The sequence below is a fragment of the Allocoprococcus comes genome (assembly GCF_013300725.1).
Classification (GTDB): domain Bacteria; phylum Bacillota; class Clostridia; order Lachnospirales; family Lachnospiraceae; genus Allocoprococcus; species Allocoprococcus comes_A.
Genome location: NZ_JAAIMM010000018.1, coordinates 50229 through 68251 on the forward strand (window position 1 = coordinate 50229; position 18023 = coordinate 68251).

Genomic DNA, 18023 nt, shown 5'->3' on the forward strand with positions numbered 1-18023 from the left:
TATCATGGTGACTAAACAGAAAATCTTAATTGTAGATGACGACGAGAATATTGCAGAACTGATTTCTCTCTACCTTACAAAGGAATGCTTCGATACGATGATCGTACACGACGGGGAAGAAGCACTTACCGCATTTGAATCCTATCAGCCAAACCTGATGCTGCTCGATCTGATGCTTCCGGGCATCGACGGCTATCAGGTCTGTCGCGAGATCCGCAGTAAGCACAACACCCCAATCATTATGCTTTCCGCAAAAGGAGAGGTATTTGACAAGGTGCTCGGTCTGGAGCTTGGTGCTGATGATTACGTCTTAAAACCATTCGATTCCAAGGAGCTTGTCGCAAGAGTAAAAGCGGTACTCAGACGCTATCAGCCTGCCAAACCAGAAGTTCCTGCCGCCAGCCGCGGAAAGGTTGTTGACTATCCGGGAATCGAGATCAATCTTACCAATTACGCAGTAACCGTTGATGGTAAGAATGTAGATATGCCGCCAAAAGAACTGGAGCTTTTGTATTTTCTCGCCTCCTCACCAAACCAGGTATTCACACGCGAGCAGCTCCTTGACCAGATCTGGGGCTATGAGTATGTCGGCGACACCCGTACCGTTGATGTTCATATTAAGCGTCTGCGCGAGAAGATCAAGGATCATCCTTCCTGGGGACTTAGTACCGTCTGGGGAATCGGTTACAAATTTGAGGTGAAGTAATGAAAAGTACCCTTTACCTTAAATTTATCCTCTTATATATTATTCTCGGATTTTTAAGTATTTTTACGGTGGCATCCCTGTCATCCACACTGACAACCCACTATCTGGAAAGCAGCATTTCCGGCAATATGTATCAGTCGGCAAATCTGCTTGCATCCAATTATCTGCCGGACTATTTTTCCGAAACCATTACCCTGGCAGATGTTTATACACAGCTCAATGGTATGAGCGATTATCTGAATTCAGATATCTGGTTTGTTGATAACGAGGGATCTTTGCTTGCATCTGCCAAATCCGGCGATGTATCCTATGCCCCTTCCCGGATTGAAAATTTTGATCCTGCCGAATCCGGCGGCTCCACTTATCTGACCGGTGATTATCATGGGTACTTCAACTCAGAAATGATCACCGTGATCGCTCCGGTCACAGAGAAATTTTCAACCCGCGGATATCTGCTTGTACATAAGCCTTACTCGCAGATCACAGACGCACATTCTGTTCTGATGCGTAACACGTATATCGTGATTCTGATCATTTATGTGCTCTCATTCATTATTTTGCTGGGTGTACATTTTCTGATCTACCGCCCGCTCGTCAAGATTACGAATGCGGCAAAGCAGTATGCTTCCGGCAATCTGGATGTTGTCATTCCGGTTAATACGCAGGATGAGATGGGATATCTTTCCGCATCTCTCAACTACATGTCTTCCCAACTAAAAGATATGGAGGATTACCAGAAGAAATTTGTGGCAAATGTATCCCATGATTTCCGTTCTCCCCTGACTTCCATCAAAGGCTATGTTGAAGCCATGGCGGATGGCACGATCCCACCTGAAATGCAGGGCAAATACTTAAATATCATCTTATTTGAAACAGAACGTCTTACTGACCTTACACGCGATCTGCTGACATTAAATGAATTTGATACGAAGGATCTTCTTCTTGATAAAACAGATTTTGATATTCACGAAGTGATCCGTAACACAGCAGCTTCTTTCGAAGGTACCTGCACTGCCAAAAAAATTTCTATCGAACTTCTTCTGGCAACCCGTACCCTGTATGTACATGCTGACCGGCACAAGATCCAGCAGGTTCTGTACAATCTGCTGGACAACGCGATCAAATTCAGCAATCCGGAATCTACGATCACGATTGAAACCACACCGCGCGGTGACAAAGTATATACTTCCGTCAAAGATTATGGAATTGGCATTCCGAAATCAAGTATCAACAAAATATGGGAACGTTTTTACAAAAGCGATCTCTCCCGCGGAAAAGACAAAAAAGGAACCGGACTCGGGCTTTCGATCGTAAAAGAAATTATTCAGGCACACAATGAAAATATCAATGTGATCAGTACCGAGGGAGTCGGAACAGAATTTATCTTCTCCCTTCCACTGATGAAAAAATAGTAAGAAAGAATGTGCCTCAGCACATTCTCGCGCCGAGCGCGGTCGCTTGCGACATTCTTCATCTTCGTGCGAGTGCGCATCTCCGGCACGCAGTGCCTTTTATTTCATAGGAAGTTCCTTTGGAATTTCCTATGAAATAAAAAGAAACGGTTGTAGCCGGCATAAATAATATGTCAGTCACAACCGTTTTTATATAAAATTGTCTGAAACCCATTTTCCACGGATTCCAGACATTTCTTCTTACTAATAAAGCATCTTCTTAATCGAATCTTTATTCATATTATCTTTTGTAACCCAGGTATATCCGGTACTTACTGTTGCTTCATTTCCCTGACCAAGCACTGCTCTTGCGCAGGCAACAACCGTTGCATAGCCGATTCCGTATGGATTCTGAACGATCAGACCATCAATCTTCCCGTCTTCCAGAAGCTTCATCTGATCTTCCCCGCCGTCAAAGCTCACTACCTTGATTCGGTCTTCTCCTGTTGTTTTATCCATAGAGTCCAGAACATTCACCACAAGGTCTGCTGCCGTTTCATTGGTTGCAAAAATTCCTTTTACATCCGGATACTTTTCAAGAAGATACTTGATTGCATCCTGCTGTGCCGTCTGGGTATCCCGGCTGTCAGCGTTCTCTTCCTCTGCTTTTTGCACATTATCTGCAGTCTCCTGGGAATTCTTTTCAGATGAATCTGCATTGATCTCTTTCGTGATCGCATCCAGATCATCCAGATGCCAGATCTCTGCAACCGTCACATCCGGATCATTCTTTTCCACTTCCTGTATAAATCCCTGCTCTCTTTTTTCAGAAGAAGTAGACTTGGAGTCATGTGCAATCACTAGGATCTGGCCACTCTCACCGATACTGTTGCAAAGCTTACTTGCTGCTGTTGCGGCGGCGGTTGTATTATCTGTATCGATCATGGAGACAATATTCTGATAATCGGTTCCGGAATCAAATGCTACGATTGGGATCCCATTCTCTGCAGCAAGATCAAACTGAACCTCACATGCCCCTGAATCAACTGCTGCGATCCCGACTGCAACCGGATACCGTGCAAGCTCCTCATCCAGAATATTTACCTGATCATCTACATCATTCTCTGTCTCCGGCGCAGAATAAACAAGCTTTACTTTATCATTCCCTTTATATCCCAGGTTTGTATTAATATCCGCTACTGCCTGCTTTGCACCTTCCTGAACAGCTTTCCAGTATGCGGAAGAACTTCCTCTTCCTATAATAGAAATCGAACTTCCTTTCTCCAGATCCAGTCCCTGCACATTGCCATATGCAGATGGCTGTAAAACATCCAGGTTGCTCTGATGCTCATTCTCTTCCCTTGTCTCATGACTGAATGTCTGCTTTTTTCCTGTACCTGCATCATTCTTGCTTCCAGTTCCACATCCACCAGTCAAAAGTGCCACACAAAGTACAGTCGAAAGTATACTCCACCTTTTTTTCATAAATCCACTCCACTTTCTCTATCTTAAAATCAGTTTCATTATTGGTTATAAAATGATACAGTACCCACTATACACCAAATCGCCCGGGAAAGGTAGAAAAATTTCTTAAGATTTCATAAATTCTTTTTGTTTTCATTTGCAAGTTTTATATTACTAACCTTTTGGTTTTATATTTCTAACCAAAGAAATGCCCATTTTACGCTATTAGTTTGACATTTCTAACTCAATTGTATCTATTTTTAAGCATAAATTCCTCTTGTATATTTTCATGTTCTGTATTAGAATAAGGGTATGCGAAAGGCATATCGATTTTAATTTTTTCATAATAACAAGGAGGATACATATCATGGCACACGTAATTTCAGACGAATGTGTAAGCTGCGGAGCTTGCGAAAGCGAATGTCCAGTAGGAGCAATCTCTATGGGTGCAGATCATATGCAGATCGATGCTTCTGCATGTGTTGACTGTGGTGCTTGCGAATCAGCATGTCCTACAGGAGCAATCAGCGCTGAGTAATCAGAACACGTAGATTGAATAAGACATTAAGAAAGAGACGGTTTTCATCTGAAGATCGTCTCTTTTTATATACACGCCTGAACCAGGTACAGATCCGGTAAGCATCATCCTATCTGACATTCTCCCTCTGCAACATTTGTCGAACGATTTTTCTTTCCATCTCTTCTTCTTATGCTACAATAGACTTGTACTCAATCTATATCACATACTTATTTTAATAAGGGGGTTATCGTATGGGCGACGTTCATTACATGATCTCAGAAGCCGCCAAACACGTCGGCGTAGAATCACATGTTCTTCGCTACTGGGAGGAAGAGCTTGATCTTCCGATCGGACGCACTGAGATGGGACATCGGCACTATACGGAAGAAGATATACAGCTTTTTAGCTGTATCAAAGAACTCAAAGAACAGGGACTGCTCCTGAAGGAGATCAAACAGCTCCTTCCGGACATGCTTCGCACAAAAGCACTTCTGAAAGCCAGAAAATCGGATGCACCAAAGGCTGCCGCTTCGATAAACGAAGTTGCTGAACCCCAGGATCCGGCTCTTTCTGTTAATACAGCGGACAACCTTTCTCTTTCTGTTTATCAGCCTCTGCTCGAAGAGTCTCTCCGAAAAATTCTTTTGGAAAACAACCAGATCCTGGAGGGTTCTCTCGGCAAATCCGTATCTGAAAAAGTAACAAAGGAAATGGATTTTCTTTTACAGGCAAAAGAACGTCTGGAAGAAGACCGTTACCGGAAGCTTGATCATTTACTTCGTCAGCAGCAGGCGCTCCGGAAAGAAGCTTCAAAACCTGCCGCCGGACATTACCTACGGAAATTATTTGGCGAAACCACATAAAAATCAAAAGACAGCGAACAGTTTTAATTCTGTTCCCTGTCTTTTTCATTTTATAATTTCTCATTCCCCATCCACAACTTTTCGTTCTGAATTGGCAAATTTCGTGTACTGCGGAAGCCATGTAAGCGTTACGGTTCCAATCGGACCGTTTCTCTGTTTGGCAATAATGATCTCTGCCTCATTGACATGCTCCGTATCCTTATTATAATAATCATCTCGATAAATGAACATAACCACGTCGGCATCCTGCTCGATCGCCCCGGACTCACGCAGATCAGAAAGCATCGGTCTGTGATCTGGTCTCTGCTCAACCGCACGGCTCAGCTGTGACAGCGCAATGACCGGCACACTCAATTCCCGGGCAAGCGCTTTTAAGGAACGGGAAATATCAGAAATTTCCTGCTGACGGGACTCATTACGTCCACCAACACTTCCGCTCATCAACTGCAGGTAGTCGATGATGATCAGCTCAAGATTATGTTCCATTTTATATTTTCTGCATTTGGAACGCATTTCCGAAATCGAAATACCCGGTGTATCATCAATGATCAGGTTCGATCTTCCAATTGTTCCGGCACCTTCGATCAGCTTTTCCCAGTCGGAATCCTTCAGATTACCGGTTCTTAAAAGCTGTGCATCTACATAGGATTCCAGCGAGAACAGACGGTTTACCAGCTGTTCCTTTGACATTTCCAGACTGAATATGGCAACTGTACGGTTCTGCTTAAACGCCACATGCTGTGCAATGTTCAGTACAAACGCCGTCTTACCCATAGAAGGACGGGCTGCGACCAGGATCAGATCGGATGGCTGCAGACCGGATGTCTTGTAATCCAGGTCAATAAATCCAGTCGGGATTCCTGTAACAGTTCCCTTACTCTTAGATGCTTTCTCAATTTTCTCAAGGGCATTTAATACTACCTGCTTGATCGGCACGTATTCACCGTTTCCTCCGCGGTTCTGCACCAGCTCAAAAACCTGCTTCTCTGTCCTTTCAAGGATCGCCTCCAGCGGCTCCTGCCCCTGATAACATTCATCCGCAATCGCTTCATTCATCTTGATCAGACGCCTCAACGTTGCTTTTTCAGAGACGATCTCAGCATAATACTTTACATTTGCCGAGGTTGGAACTGCTGTTACCAGATCCCGGACAAATTCAAGACTACTGATCTCTTCCGGAACAGCTTTTTCACGCAGACGGTTCTGCAGTGTAATCAGGTCAACAGGTTTTCCCTCATTAAAAAGTTCTACCACTGAATCAAAAATTACACCATATGCCTTTTGATAAAAGTCGTCTCCACAAATGATCTCGGCAGCTACTGTAATCGCATCCCGGTCCATCAGCATCGCTCCGACAACAGACTGCTCTGCCTCTATGCTGTGTGGCGGTACTCTCTTAATGAGTGCTTCATCCATGTCTCAGATCCTCCTAAGCTTCCCCGACGTGCACTTTTAATTCAGCAGTCACTTTCTGGTGAAGCTTGACCGGTACAAGATACATTCCCGGTGTACGGATCGCTTCTTTGATCTGGATCTTCTTCTTATCAAGATCATATCCAAGCTGTTCTTTTACTGCAATTGCAATTTCCTTTGAAGACACAGAACCGAATGTTCTTCCACCTTCCCCGGTCTTGATCTTGAGTTCTACTTTTGCTGCTTCTAATTTCTTTGCAAGCTCCTGCGCTGCTTCCAGATGCTCCTGTGCAACCTTTTCTTCATTCTGTTTCTGAAGCTTTAAGTCATTTAAATTCTTTCCATTTGCTTCCAGTCCGAGGTTTTTTTTGAAAATGAAGTTTCTTGCATATCCGTCACTTACATTTACAACCTCGCCTTTTTTCCCAAGGGATTTTACATCTTCCAATAAAATAACTTTCATCTTAAATATCTCCTTCTTCTATCATAATATCGATTGTCTTTTTCAGAGTTTCAATCGCTCTTTCCATATCGGAATACGGGAACTGGGCACCGGCAGTGTTGATATGACCGCCTCCGCCGAGCCGCTCCATAATGATCTGTACATTGATCTCATCAATAGAACGTGCACTGATGTAAATCTTACCATTATATTCAGTCAGTACAAAAGAAGCCTTGATCTCTTCAATGTTGAGAAGCTCATTTGATGCCTGTGCTCCAATGATGGTGGGACTTTCAATTCCCAGATGTTCGCCTCGCGCGATCGCAAATACATCCCGATACACCTCAGCACTGCTGATTACTGCAGCTTTTGCACGGTAAGATGCCATATCATCACGGAGGAGTTTTCTTACATAAGTAACATCTGCGCCACATCTTCTCAGGTACGCAGCTGCCTCAAAGGTCCGGACTCCTGTTCTGGACATGAAATTGTTGGTATCAACCAGAATACCTGCATACATACTGTTCGCTTCCATGGAATTCAGACGCAGATCATCGCCGATATACTGGAGAACCTCTGCTACCATCTCACACGCCGAGGAAGCATATGGCTCGATATACGACAGGACAGCATTCTCAATCACTTCATCACTCTGTCTGTGGTGATCCAGAACTGCAATCGTCTTCGTCAGACGAAGCAGGCGTTCACATTCTGTCATCTTTGGCTTATTGGTATCAACAACAACTACCATCGTATTGTCATCTGCCAGTTCCTCCGCCTCATGGGAAGTCACAAACAGATCATCCGGATACTTCGGATCATCAGTAAATGCTTCATAAAGCGGTCTGAGTGTCACAGAAATATCGTTCAGAACAATATTGACCTTCTTTTCCATCGCACTTGCTGCCCGGTAAATACCGATTGCCGCACCAAATGAATCCACATCTGCCATCTTATGTCCCATCACGATCACACGCTCTTTTCCGGTGATAAACTCCCGGAGTGCTTCTGCTTTTACTCTTGCTTTTACCCGGGTATTCTTAGAAGTCTGCTCACGCTTTCCGCCATAATAGCTGATTCCCTTGTTATTCTTCACAACTACCTGATCTCCGCCTCTTGCAAGTGCAAGATCGATCGCTATACGGGCATAATTATATCCTGCAGCATAGGTATCTGTACTGAGTCCAAGCCCAATACTTAGTGTAACCGGAATCTGATTACCGATACTGACTCCTTTTACCTCATCAAGTAAAGAAAAACGGTCTTTTTCCATTTGATTGAAGCTCTCTTTTTTGATCACAACAAAATATTTGTCTTTCTCAAGCTTCTTCACAATACCGGAAAAATCCGCAATATACTGGTTGATCTTACGGTCGATCAGTGCCACCAGAAGAGACTGCCTTACTTCCTCGACGCTTTCCATGACCTCTTCATAGTTATCAATATAAACCAGTCCGGCCACCAGCCGCTGCTCTTCATTCGCACGGATATACCGGTTCAGCTCTGTCACATCCTGAAGATGTATCGCAATAAAATATTCCTTTTCCTCCGGTATCTCCAGAAGCTGCTCTGTCTCACTGAAGCCTTCGACCGATACGCACTGGATCTCAGCCTGATAATCTCTGTCAAGATAACTGAATTCCAGACTTACCGATTCATTGTCTTCCTTTGGAAATACACCCCGGTTCAACTCCGGAATATATTTACTCAGATAGGTATCCTTCCGGATAGTCGTCCCAAGGACTTCCCGGAACTGTGTGTTCGTCCAGATGATTTTTCCATCATCCAGTAAAATTGCATACGGAATCGAAAGCTCCTTCAGAAGTGTATTCTGGACAATCCCGTACTGCGCTGCAAACTCTACCATGTCTGCCAGAATCAGAGACTTGTTGTAAAAATACATAATACCAATGACGACTGCATAAACCAGCACAAACGCGCCCATAAGCAGCCCGGCCTTTCGGTCCATCCTGAAGATCCAGATATTCATCAGGATCAGGAAAAGAATCATAATTCCCGGCCATTGCATATATAATTTCAGTTGTCCCTTTAACTTTATATCCTTTTTCATCTTTCAGCCCTCTTAAAACCTATAGATATTTGTATTATATCACCTTTCCGGATATTAGGGAACTAAAAAATGTGCCGGGGCAACGTACACCCTGACACATTTTTCTTTCTTTTATTAAGCTTCGTATCCATTCGGATTCATTGTCTGCCATCTCCATGAATCCTCACACATCTTGTCGATTCCGCGTTCTGCAACCCATCCGAGCTCATTCTTTGCTTTTTCTGCATTACAGTAGCATGTTGCGATATCTCCGGCTCTTCTTGGCTTGATCTGGTAAGGGATCTCTTTTCCACATGCTTTTTCAAATGCATGCAATACATCCAGTACTGAATATCCCACTCCGGTTCCAAGATTGTAAATGCTTACGCCTGATTTTTCCTGGATCTTCTTCAGCGCCTTTACATGTCCAATTGCAAGGTCAACTACATGAATGTAGTCTCTCACACCTGTTCCGTCCGGTGTGTCATAATCATCGCCAAATACACCCAGGCATTCCAGTTTACCGATTGCAACCTGTGCAATATATGGAAGCAGGTTGTTCGGGATACCCTTCGGATCTTCTCCCATCAGTCCGCTCTCATGTGCGCCGATCGGGTTGAAGTAACGAAGAAGAACAACATTCCACTCCGGATCTGCCTTATGCAGGTCTGTCAGGATCTGCTCAAGCATCCATTTTGTCCATCCATAAGGATTCGTGCAGGTTCCCTTCGGGCATTCTTCTGTAATCGGGATAAACGCCGGATCACCATATACCGTTGCTGAAGAACTGAAGATGATGTTCTTCACATTATGGTTACGCATAACATCACAGAGTGTAAGTGTACCTGCAATATTGTTCTGATAATATTCAAGTGGCTTTGCAACAGATTCTCCGACTGCTTTAAGTCCTGCGAAATGAATGACGCATTCTACACTTTCTTTGTCAAAAATCTGATCCAGTGCTTCTTTATCTCTGATATCTGCTTTATAAAATGTAACGTTCTTGCCGGTGATCTTCTCTACACGTCTGATTGCTTCTTCAGAAGCATTGCAAAGATTATCTACTACAATAACTTCATATCCTGCATTCAGCATCTCTACACATGTGTGACTGCCGATAAATCCGGCTCCGCCTGTTACTAAAATTGCCATGATTTTTTCCTCCTGAAATTAGAATCATTTACTTTTCTTTACACACTATAGCACACATCCTGCCTATATGGAAGTGTTTTTACTAAATTTTTTATATTTTTTAGTAAATCAAGCGAACTATTTACTAAATTTTAACATATCTCTACTCTTCCCAGAGATTTTCCGGATAAAGACCTTCTTTTTTCAGATTCCGGATCGCTTCTACGACAACCGGTTTGTCTTCTTTATAAGTTACGCCGTACCATTTGTCTGTAGACGGAAGAACCGCTGCTGTTGCGCGGTCTGCCTCCAGAAGATTGCTTACGACTGCCGGCAGGAAATATTCACATTTCATCGGATTTTCAGTAAGTCCTTTCTTCAGGAACTGTGGAAATTCTGCTTTCAGCTCGTCCAGGATGCTTCTCGTAAATCCCCACATATTCATAGAAACCAGTGTATCCTCTGGTAAATTTTCCCAGGTTTCGCCATCATTTTCAGTAAACGCAATCTTACCGTCACGCTTCTCAATGCGGGTTCTTTCTGTAATATTTACCAGTTCACCCTCTTCATTGGTCGTACAGATTCCTCTTGCCACATGGCCATTGTCTGTTACTGTATTCTTCAGAAGATATCCGACCATCGCATAACGATACCTGTCATCATCCTCATGTTCGGACAGATAATTATAAATTGTTTCAAACGCATGTCTTCCATAATAATCATCTGCATTGATAACAGCAAACGGTCCGTCGATCTCATCAATGCAGCTGAGGACTGCATGTCCGGTTCCCCACGGTTTCACTCTGCCTTCCGGAACTTCAAAACCTTCCGGAATGTTGTTGATATCCTGAAATACATAAGAAACCTCCATATATTTTGCCATACGGTTTCCTACTGCTTCTCTGAAACTGTCTTCATTTTCTTTCTTTATAATAAAAATAACCTTCTCGAATCCGGCTCTTTTTGCATCAAACAGAGAAAAATCCATGATGATGTGTCCCTCTTTATCAACCGGATCGATCTGTTTAAGTCCGCCATAACGGCTTCCCATTCCCGCTGCCATAATTACTAAAACTGGTTTTTTCATAATTTGATTCTCCAATTCTTTTTTAGATTTCAAAACTTTGTCTTTCTTATTCTAACCCCAAACGACTGCTTTTTCAATCGTCTGCCGGACAGAAAGATAGTAAAAAAGAATGTGCGAGTGCGCATCTCCGGCACGCAGTGCCTTTTATTTCCTAGGAAATAAAAAAACAGGACTTCCAAAATGGAAATCCTGTTCTGATCATATTCGATTAATCCTGAACGTATGGCATTAAAGCGATATGTCTTGCTCTCTTGATTGCTACTGTAAGAGCTCTCTGATGTTTTGCACAGTTTCCTGTGATTCTTCTCGGAAGGATTTTTCCTCTCTCAGAAACATATTTCTTTAATTTTGCTGTATCTTTGTAATCGATTTCGTTGTTTTCTTTACCACAGAATACACAAACTTTTTTTCTTCTGCGTCCGCCTCTTCTCTTCATTGGAGAATCCGGTCTGTTTCCTTTTTCGAATGCCATTGTACACATCTCCTTTCAACCTTAATTAAACGGTAACTCCTCATCAATTCCATCCGGAATGTTCATGAAACCGTCACCTGCATCAGCGCTTGGCGCCGGTGCCGGGGCTGCCTGATAAGACTGTGTATTAGCACTGCTAGCATTCTTACTTTCTGCGAATTCCTGTTCCTCAACAACAACTTCTGTTGTATAGACCTTTACACCATCCCTGTTGGTATAGCTTCCGGTCTGGATTCTTCCGCAAACCACTACGCGCATTCCCTGACGGAAATAACGTTCTGTAAATTCAGCACTCTTTCCGAACACAACACAGTTAATAAAATCTGCGGTCTGTTCTCCATCGCGCTTGAATCTGCGGTCTACAGCTAATGTATATCTTGCAATAGCGAGAGCGTTCTCACCTTGTGAATATCTCACTTCAGGATCTCTTGTCAGACGTCCCATTAAAACTACTTTATTCATACGTTGCCTCTTTCTAAGCTTCCTGTTTCACGCATAAATATCTGATTACACCATCCATGATACGAATTCTTTCTTCGATTTCGCCTGGTGTTGTTGTTTCAGATTCAAAGTGAATGAAGTAGTAGTAAGCTTCTTTCATCTTCTGGATTTCGTAAGCTAATCTCTTCTTTCCCCATTCGTCAACGTCAGTAATGTTACCACCGAAACGTGTAACAAGTGCTTTCACCTTTTCGATTACTTCTGCTCTGGCGTCGTCTTCGAGTTTTGCGCTGACAACAACTGCTAATTCATATTTGCTCATGTCCTGCACCTCCTTATGGTCTTTTGGCTCCCGGATTCGCCGGGAACAAGGATAAATAATATATCACAAGTTGGTATGATATCATAATTCAGGCTTTGTTTCAAGCCTTTTTTCTTATTTCTTTTGTATTTTTTTCAACCAGTCTGCGCGGTACCATTACCTGGTGTCCGCACCCCTGACATTTCAGACGAAAATCCGCTCCTACTCTCAGGATCTCCCACTCTGAGCTTCCGCACGGATGCGGTTTTTTCATCCGGATCACATCTCCGACTTCAAATTTTGCTTCTGCTTCCATCTCTTTACTCCTCTTTTATTTTCCTGCCGGCTGTACATTTACCCTGACACCGTGCACGATCGTTCTGTCATCATTTCCCTCCCGTGTACAGGTGGACAGCGTCACGATCTGCGAATCATTTCCCACTTCCACACCTGTATCATATAAAGAAGACGCCTTCGTTGCTTCAAGGAAGGATGCAAACGCCGCATCATCTGCGAACTGATATGTATAGCCTTCGGAAGTATCTTTTACCACTCCAACAGAATAAATCTGATAAGTAGCCACATTGCCATCCGGTGTATAAATATAGAAGTAAGGGTATTTTTCCCGGAAACTTTTTTCGTGATACTGCTCCAGCTCATTAAACATCGTTCCATTATACATATAATGTCCGTAAATGATCGTGTTTCTGTCATTAAAATCCGCATGATTATAAGCATTTACAAAAATCGTTCCTACGGTATTGTCATATCCCTTGAATGTCTTACTCAGATATTCTGAATTATCACTTCCCTGCACAACCGGATAATTGATAACCGCCGGTTCATCAAAACGGATCCATGCAACCACATCCGGATTGATCTGTCTGAGCGCATCGAAATCCACGGAAAATCTGCTTCCATCCTGATCGTCCGTCCCGTTCTCCTGCTCTCCCTTATCTTCCGTAACCGCAAGCTTTACCAGATCATCATACTCACTTTCCCCTTTGTGATATCCGTTAAAGATTTTATACAGCTGAAAGGCAGAAAATGCAAACACACAGATTGCAACGATCAAAATGACCGTACTGATGATTCCACCTTTTTTCTTGCGCCGGTCACGCCTGGAATGCTTTTCATCCCGGTCATGTTCTTTCCGTCCCATAATTTCCTCCTCTGCTTTTTATATATGATGTTCCCGGATTGCTCCATTGCCATGCAATTCCAGCAATCCCGGAAGTCCTATTTTCTTTTATATTTTCACGATATCAGCAGTATAACATACTTTTTAGAGTTTTTTAATAGAGAGTTTATTGATTTTTGTGTGTGCAGGCGTACAATGTAAACCATCGTATAGTATCATATTCTATAAAAATAAAAAAGATTGGGTGAACATTATGAAAGAAAAACTGATGCGTTTTATGTATGGAAGGTACGGAGTAGATACCTTCGGCAAATTTCTCTTATGGAGCGGCGTAATTCTGATGCTGATCACAAGCATCTTCCATTTTCGTATTTTTTATGTAATTGGATGGGCATTCGTGATATACTCTTACTATCGCATATTTTCACGCCAGACCTACAAGCGTGCACTGGAAAACCAGAAGTTTCTCCAGCACACTTCAAAGATCCGTGGATTTTTTGCAAAACAGAAGTATATGGCAACGCAGCGCAAGACACACCACATTTACAAGTGTCCAAACTGCAAACAGAAGATCCGTGTTCCAAAGGGAAAAGGTAAAATTGAGATCCGCTGTCCAAAATGCCAGACTACTTTTATCAAAAAAAGCTAACGATCAGGAGAATAATCAATTATGCAGGATCCTTACTCAATACTCGGCGTTTCACGGGATGCTTCCGACGAGGAGATCAAGAAAGCCTACCGCAAATTAAGCCGTATTTATCATCCGGATGCCAATATCAACAATCCAAATAAAGATCAGGCAGAAGCCAAATTCAAAGAAATCCAGCAGGCTTACCAGCAGATCATGAAGGGAAAAGAAATGGGTGCTTCCGGATATACCGGAACAGGCTCCGGAGGTTATGGCGATACCGGAAGCGGATACGGAGGTTTCGGCGGTTTTGGTCCATTCGGCGGTTTCTACGGTCAGTATACCAATCAGAATCAGCAGACAACCGAGACAGAAGAAGATATTCATCTGCGCGCCGCAGCCAATTATCTGAACAGTGGCCATTATAAAGAAGCTTTAAATGTCCTTTCAGGGATCAACGACCGTTCTGCCAGATGGTACTATTACAGCTCTATCGCCAATTCCGGCATGGGCAATAATGTCCTCGCCCTGGAGCACGCCAAAGAAGCACTTCGCCTGGAGCCGTCCAACTATCAATACCAGTCCCTTGTCAGCCGTCTTGAAAATGGTGGAAGCTGGTATCGTACACAGCAGACAATGTATGGCGGCACACCAACGATCAACAATGATTTCTGCGTGAAGCTCTGCATTGCCAACATCATGTGCAATCTCTGCTGTGGCGGCGGTGGATTCTTCTGCGGTTCTCCTTATACATACCACTAAATGACAGGAGGAAATACTATATGTTAGATTATCTTGTTGTCTATGACAGTGAGACAGGAAATACAAAAAAAATAGCAACAGAAATTTTCGCATCCCTTCCGGGGATGTCCAAAGATCTGATAAATCTTCATGAACGTACCGATTTCCCAGAAGCCAAAATTTATTTTGTCGGTTTCTGTGTTCACCGCGGAACCTGCAGCCTCGAGATCGGCAACTTCCTTTCCGGTCTGTCGGACAAATCCGTCGCTCTCTTTGGAACCTGCGGTGCAGGGAACAGCCCGAAATACTACAAAAAGATTGCATCCAGTGTCCGGATCTGGCTTGAAGACGACAATCGTTATCTTGGTTCTTTTATCTGCCAGGGGAAAATGCCACTTACTGTCCGTCAAAAATATGAATCTTTGCTGAACACACCAGAAGATTGCGATTGCCAGCAAATCCGCCGGCAATTACAGAATTTTGACGAAGCAATGATTCATCCGACACCCACAGACCTTGAAAATGCGGCTCGTTTTGCTACCGAATGTATAGAAAGAGTTAAGTCTGTGTAAAAAAAGTGTAAAAAAATATCGTTTCAGTCTACCTATGGAAACTTTCTTGTTATATAATAAAGGTGTCGTATAGCGTCACTTTGTGTGATCTGCATGCAGACTTTTCATATTTAAAGTAGCTGTACGATATTTTTTTTGCGACAAAATGTAAACTAATGCTTAAAGAAAAGGAAAACAAAATTATGGGAATTACAATGGTTTTGTCATTGCTCAGTGGGGTAGCACTGTTTTTATACGGTATGTCACTGATGGGCGACAGTCTGAAGAAAGTTGCCGGCAATAAGCTTGAACTTATTTTATACAGGCTGACCAATACTCCTCTGAAAGGACTTCTGCTGGGTACTGTCGTAACCGCTATCATTCAGTCATCCTCTGCAACGACAGTTATGGTAGTCGGATTTGTAAACTCTGGTATGATGAAGGTTGCACAGGCAATTGGTATCATCATGGGTGCCAACATCGGAACCAGTATCACCGGATGGATCTTATGTCTCTCCTACATTGATGGTTCCAGCGGAATCGCGCAGCTTTTATCCACCGCTACAATCTCTGCAATCGTAGCAATCATCGGAATTATTTTCCGTACATTTATCAAGAAAAAACCGTATTCTGATATCGGTGACATCATGCTTGGCTTTGCGATCCTGATGATCGGGATGCAGACCATGAGCGGTGCTGTCTCTCCTCTGAAAGAGAATCCGCATTTCGTCAGACTTCTGACCATGTTCACGAATCCATTTATGGGAATCCTTGTCGGGATCGTATTTACAGCAGTTTTGCAGAGCGCTTCTGCTTCTGTAGGTATCCTCCAGGCACTGTCCATTACCGGATCGATCACCTTTGCAGCTGCACTTCCGATCACAATGGGTATCGGCGTTGGCGCTGCATGTCCGGTTCTTCTTTCCTCAATCGGAACGAACAAGAACGGAAAGCGTACTGCTCTGATCTATCTGCTGAACGATTTATTTGGAATGATTTTCTGGTCCATCGTATTCTATTCTGCAAATGCCATCGTGCATTTCCCGTTTATGGGTGAAATTATGTCACCTTTCCGTGTGGCACTTTTGAATACGGTATTCCGGCTTCTGACGATCCTTGTTCTTGCTCCATTTATCGGCAAGATTGAAAAACTTGTCTTCTTCCTTATTAAAGATACCGATGAAGACAACGAAGAGCAGGCAGATTTTGATCTTCTTGAGGAACGTTTCCTCAATTATCCGCCACTGGCAATCACACAGAGCCAGCTTGCAGTCAACGGAATGGCAAAGAAAGCATACAAAAATATCCGCCGCGCCCTTGCACTGCTGAAAGATTTTTCAGATAATAAGTTCAACAAAGTTCAGGAAAAGGAAAATCTGATCGACAAATACGAAGATAAACTGGGAACCTATCTGATGCAGCTCAATATGCATGACCTGACACCGGAGCAGTCCAAACAGACCGCCAAGTTCCTTCATACGATCAGTGATTTTGAACGTCTGGGTGACCATGCAGTCAATATTTCCCGTGTTGCACAGGAACTTCATGAAAAATCACGTATTTTTTCAGATGCAGCCAAATACGAGCTTCATGTTCTTGAATCCGCATTAAAAGAACTCCTTGATCTCACGATCAATTCATTTGTAGATGAAGACCTTGTAAATGCTGCCAAAGTGGAACCGCTTCGCGAACTGATCGGTATTTTATGCAACGATTTGAAAATGCGTCATATTAAAAGGCTCCGTAACGGGCAGTGTGATCTGAACACCGGATTTGCATTTAACGACCTGCTCACCAACTATGATCGTATTGCAGCCCACTGTTCTAACATTGCCGTTGCAATCCTGGAACTGGATTCTTCCAATTTCGATATGCACGAATACACTAAGAGTGTACGGAAACTGAAAGACAACACTTATGTATCCACCTTTGATTATTATGAGCAGAAATATAATATCAATGAGTATCAGCCGGAAGCGGAACAGGATACAAACACAGCTGCAAAAGCAACCGCCGCTGATACTGCCCAAGAAGTAAAATAGCGATCGCACTACCAGAAAGGATGCCAGAGAAAATGTCTTCTTTAAATATTTCACCACAGGCGCACATTGCCAGTCAGTCCGTTATTCTCGGCGATGTTACAATTGGTGCTGACTCAAGCGTATTCTATTACGCAGTCGTCCGTGGAGACGAGGCGTCGATCACGATTGGCAGGCGCAGCAATATCCAGGATAACAGCACCGTCCATGTAGATTACGGTTTTCCGACCGTTATCGGTGATGATGTCACTGTTGGTCACAACTGTGTGATCCACGGCTGTACAATTGGCGACGCGTCTCTGATCGGGATGGGAAGTACGATTTTAAACGGTGCAAAGATTGGAAAGCATTGCCTGATCGGTGCCGGAAGTCTGGTTACTCAGAACACAGTTATTCCGGATGGAATGCTGGTTATCGGAAGCCCGGCGAAAGTAAAAAGACCTCTCACCGAGGCGGAAATCCAGTCGATTTATAAAAATGCTGCGGATTATGTTGCATTATCGACCGAACAGTTTGAATAGAATTTTGTATAAAATATGTCTCCGCGCATACAAAAAAGGGGATTGAAAATCTTTTACATTGGATTTTGGTGTGCTACCTGTCAAGAGGACAATAAAAAATAATAAATTTTTGTATCGTCAG

The 18023-nt window shown here is 43.2% G+C and carries 20 protein-coding genes; 9 read left to right on the forward strand and 11 right to left on the reverse strand.

Translation table 11 applies throughout. The annotated features are described in order from the left end of the window. The first annotated feature begins 4 nt into the window (after window positions 1-4). Both G4407_RS10680 and G4407_RS10685 read left to right on the forward strand, forming a co-directional pair. Complete coding sequence (locus tag G4407_RS10680) at window positions 5-706, forward strand: response regulator transcription factor (protein WP_173688859.1); 702 nt, start codon at window positions 5-7, stop codon at window positions 704-706. After that, window positions 706-2118 (forward strand): sensor histidine kinase, encoded by a 1413-nt coding sequence (locus tag G4407_RS10685; protein ID WP_173688860.1) that lies wholly within the window; start codon window positions 706-708, stop codon window positions 2116-2118. Before G4407_RS10680 ends, G4407_RS10685 begins: the two co-directional genes overlap by 1 nt. Before the next feature lie 243 nt (window positions 2119-2361). Here the strand turns inward: G4407_RS10685 and G4407_RS10690 are convergent, their stop codons facing one another. Next, a complete protein-coding gene (locus tag G4407_RS10690) occupies window positions 2362-3582 on the reverse strand; it encodes a substrate-binding domain-containing protein (protein WP_173688861.1) in 1221 nt (406 codons plus the stop codon). Between the two features lie 346 nt (window positions 3583-3928). Between G4407_RS10690 and G4407_RS10695 the strand changes: the two genes are divergently transcribed. After that, on the forward strand, window positions 3929-4099 hold the full coding sequence (locus tag G4407_RS10695) for a DUF362 domain-containing protein (protein WP_008368888.1): 171 nt from the start codon (window positions 3929-3931) through the stop codon (window positions 4097-4099). Window positions 4100-4332: 233 nt separating this feature from the next. Next, window positions 4333-4944 (forward strand): helix-turn-helix domain-containing protein, encoded by a 612-nt coding sequence (locus tag G4407_RS10700; protein ID WP_173688862.1) that lies wholly within the window; start codon window positions 4333-4335, stop codon window positions 4942-4944. Between the two features lie 60 nt (window positions 4945-5004). Here the strand turns inward: G4407_RS10700 and dnaB are convergent, their stop codons facing one another. The 10 genes from dnaB to srtB form a co-directional block, all read right to left on the reverse strand. Beyond that, the gene (gene dnaB / locus G4407_RS10705; RefSeq protein WP_055155539.1) at window positions 5005-6360 is read right to left on the reverse strand and encodes a replicative DNA helicase; all 1356 of its coding nucleotides are present in this window, start codon (window positions 6358-6360) and stop codon (window positions 5005-5007) included. A 13-nt stretch (window positions 6361-6373) separates the two neighbouring features. Continuing rightward, on the reverse strand, window positions 6374-6820 hold the full coding sequence (gene rplI / locus G4407_RS10710; protein WP_173688863.1) for a 50S ribosomal protein L9: 447 nt from the start codon (window positions 6818-6820) through the stop codon (window positions 6374-6376). Window position 6821: 1 nt separating this feature from the next. After that, window positions 6822-8870 (reverse strand): DHH family phosphoesterase, encoded by a 2049-nt coding sequence (locus tag G4407_RS10715; protein ID WP_173688864.1) that lies wholly within the window; start codon window positions 8868-8870, stop codon window positions 6822-6824. Window positions 8871-8984: 114 nt separating this feature from the next. Then, window positions 8985-10001, reverse strand: a complete 1017-nt coding sequence (gene galE / locus G4407_RS10720; protein WP_022221100.1) for a UDP-glucose 4-epimerase GalE — start codon at window positions 9999-10001, stop codon at window positions 8985-8987. A 142-nt stretch (window positions 10002-10143) separates the two neighbouring features. After that, a complete protein-coding gene (locus G4407_RS10725) occupies window positions 10144-11067 on the reverse strand; it encodes a sugar phosphate nucleotidyltransferase (protein ID WP_173688865.1) in 924 nt (307 codons plus the stop codon). Between the two features lie 208 nt (window positions 11068-11275). Further along, on the reverse strand, window positions 11276-11539 hold the full coding sequence (gene rpsR, locus G4407_RS10730; RefSeq protein WP_008368909.1) for a 30S ribosomal protein S18: 264 nt from the start codon (window positions 11537-11539) through the stop codon (window positions 11276-11278). Between the two features lie 21 nt (window positions 11540-11560). Next, window positions 11561-12001, reverse strand: a complete 441-nt coding sequence (locus G4407_RS10735) for a single-stranded DNA-binding protein (RefSeq protein WP_055155542.1) — start codon at window positions 11999-12001, stop codon at window positions 11561-11563. A gap of 13 nt (window positions 12002-12014) precedes the next feature. Next, entirely contained in the window at window positions 12015-12302 is a 288-nt protein-coding gene (gene rpsF / locus G4407_RS10740; protein WP_008368913.1) for a 30S ribosomal protein S6, read from the reverse strand. A 100-nt stretch (window positions 12303-12402) separates the two neighbouring features. Beyond that, window positions 12403-12597 carry a DUF951 domain-containing protein gene (locus G4407_RS10745; protein ID WP_173688866.1) on the reverse strand — a complete coding sequence of 65 codons (195 nt, stop codon included), beginning with the start codon at window positions 12595-12597 and terminating at the stop codon, window positions 12403-12405. A 15-nt stretch (window positions 12598-12612) separates the two neighbouring features. Next, window positions 12613-13443 carry a class B sortase gene (srtB, locus tag G4407_RS10750; protein ID WP_173688867.1) on the reverse strand — a complete coding sequence of 277 codons (831 nt, stop codon included), beginning with the start codon at window positions 13441-13443 and terminating at the stop codon, window positions 12613-12615. Window positions 13444-13675: 232 nt separating this feature from the next. Between srtB and G4407_RS10755 the strand changes: the two genes are divergently transcribed. From G4407_RS10755 to G4407_RS10775, 5 genes are all read left to right on the forward strand, one after another. Then, window positions 13676-14071, forward strand: a complete 396-nt coding sequence (locus tag G4407_RS10755) for a zinc ribbon domain-containing protein (protein WP_173688868.1) — start codon at window positions 13676-13678, stop codon at window positions 14069-14071. A gap of 21 nt (window positions 14072-14092) precedes the next feature. After that, entirely contained in the window at window positions 14093-14812 is a 720-nt protein-coding gene (locus tag G4407_RS10760) for a J domain-containing protein (RefSeq protein ID WP_173688869.1), read from the forward strand. A 20-nt stretch (window positions 14813-14832) separates the two neighbouring features. After that, window positions 14833-15363, forward strand: a complete 531-nt coding sequence (gene bilS / locus G4407_RS10765) for a flavodoxin family protein BilS (protein WP_173688870.1) — start codon at window positions 14833-14835, stop codon at window positions 15361-15363. A 182-nt stretch (window positions 15364-15545) separates the two neighbouring features. Beyond that, complete coding sequence (locus G4407_RS10770; protein ID WP_173688871.1) at window positions 15546-17384, forward strand: Na/Pi cotransporter family protein; 1839 nt, start codon at window positions 15546-15548, stop codon at window positions 17382-17384. Window positions 17385-17416: 32 nt separating this feature from the next. Continuing rightward, entirely contained in the window at window positions 17417-17902 is a 486-nt protein-coding gene (locus G4407_RS10775; RefSeq protein ID WP_173688872.1) for a gamma carbonic anhydrase family protein, read from the forward strand. The last annotated feature ends 121 nt before the right edge of the window (window positions 17903-18023 follow it).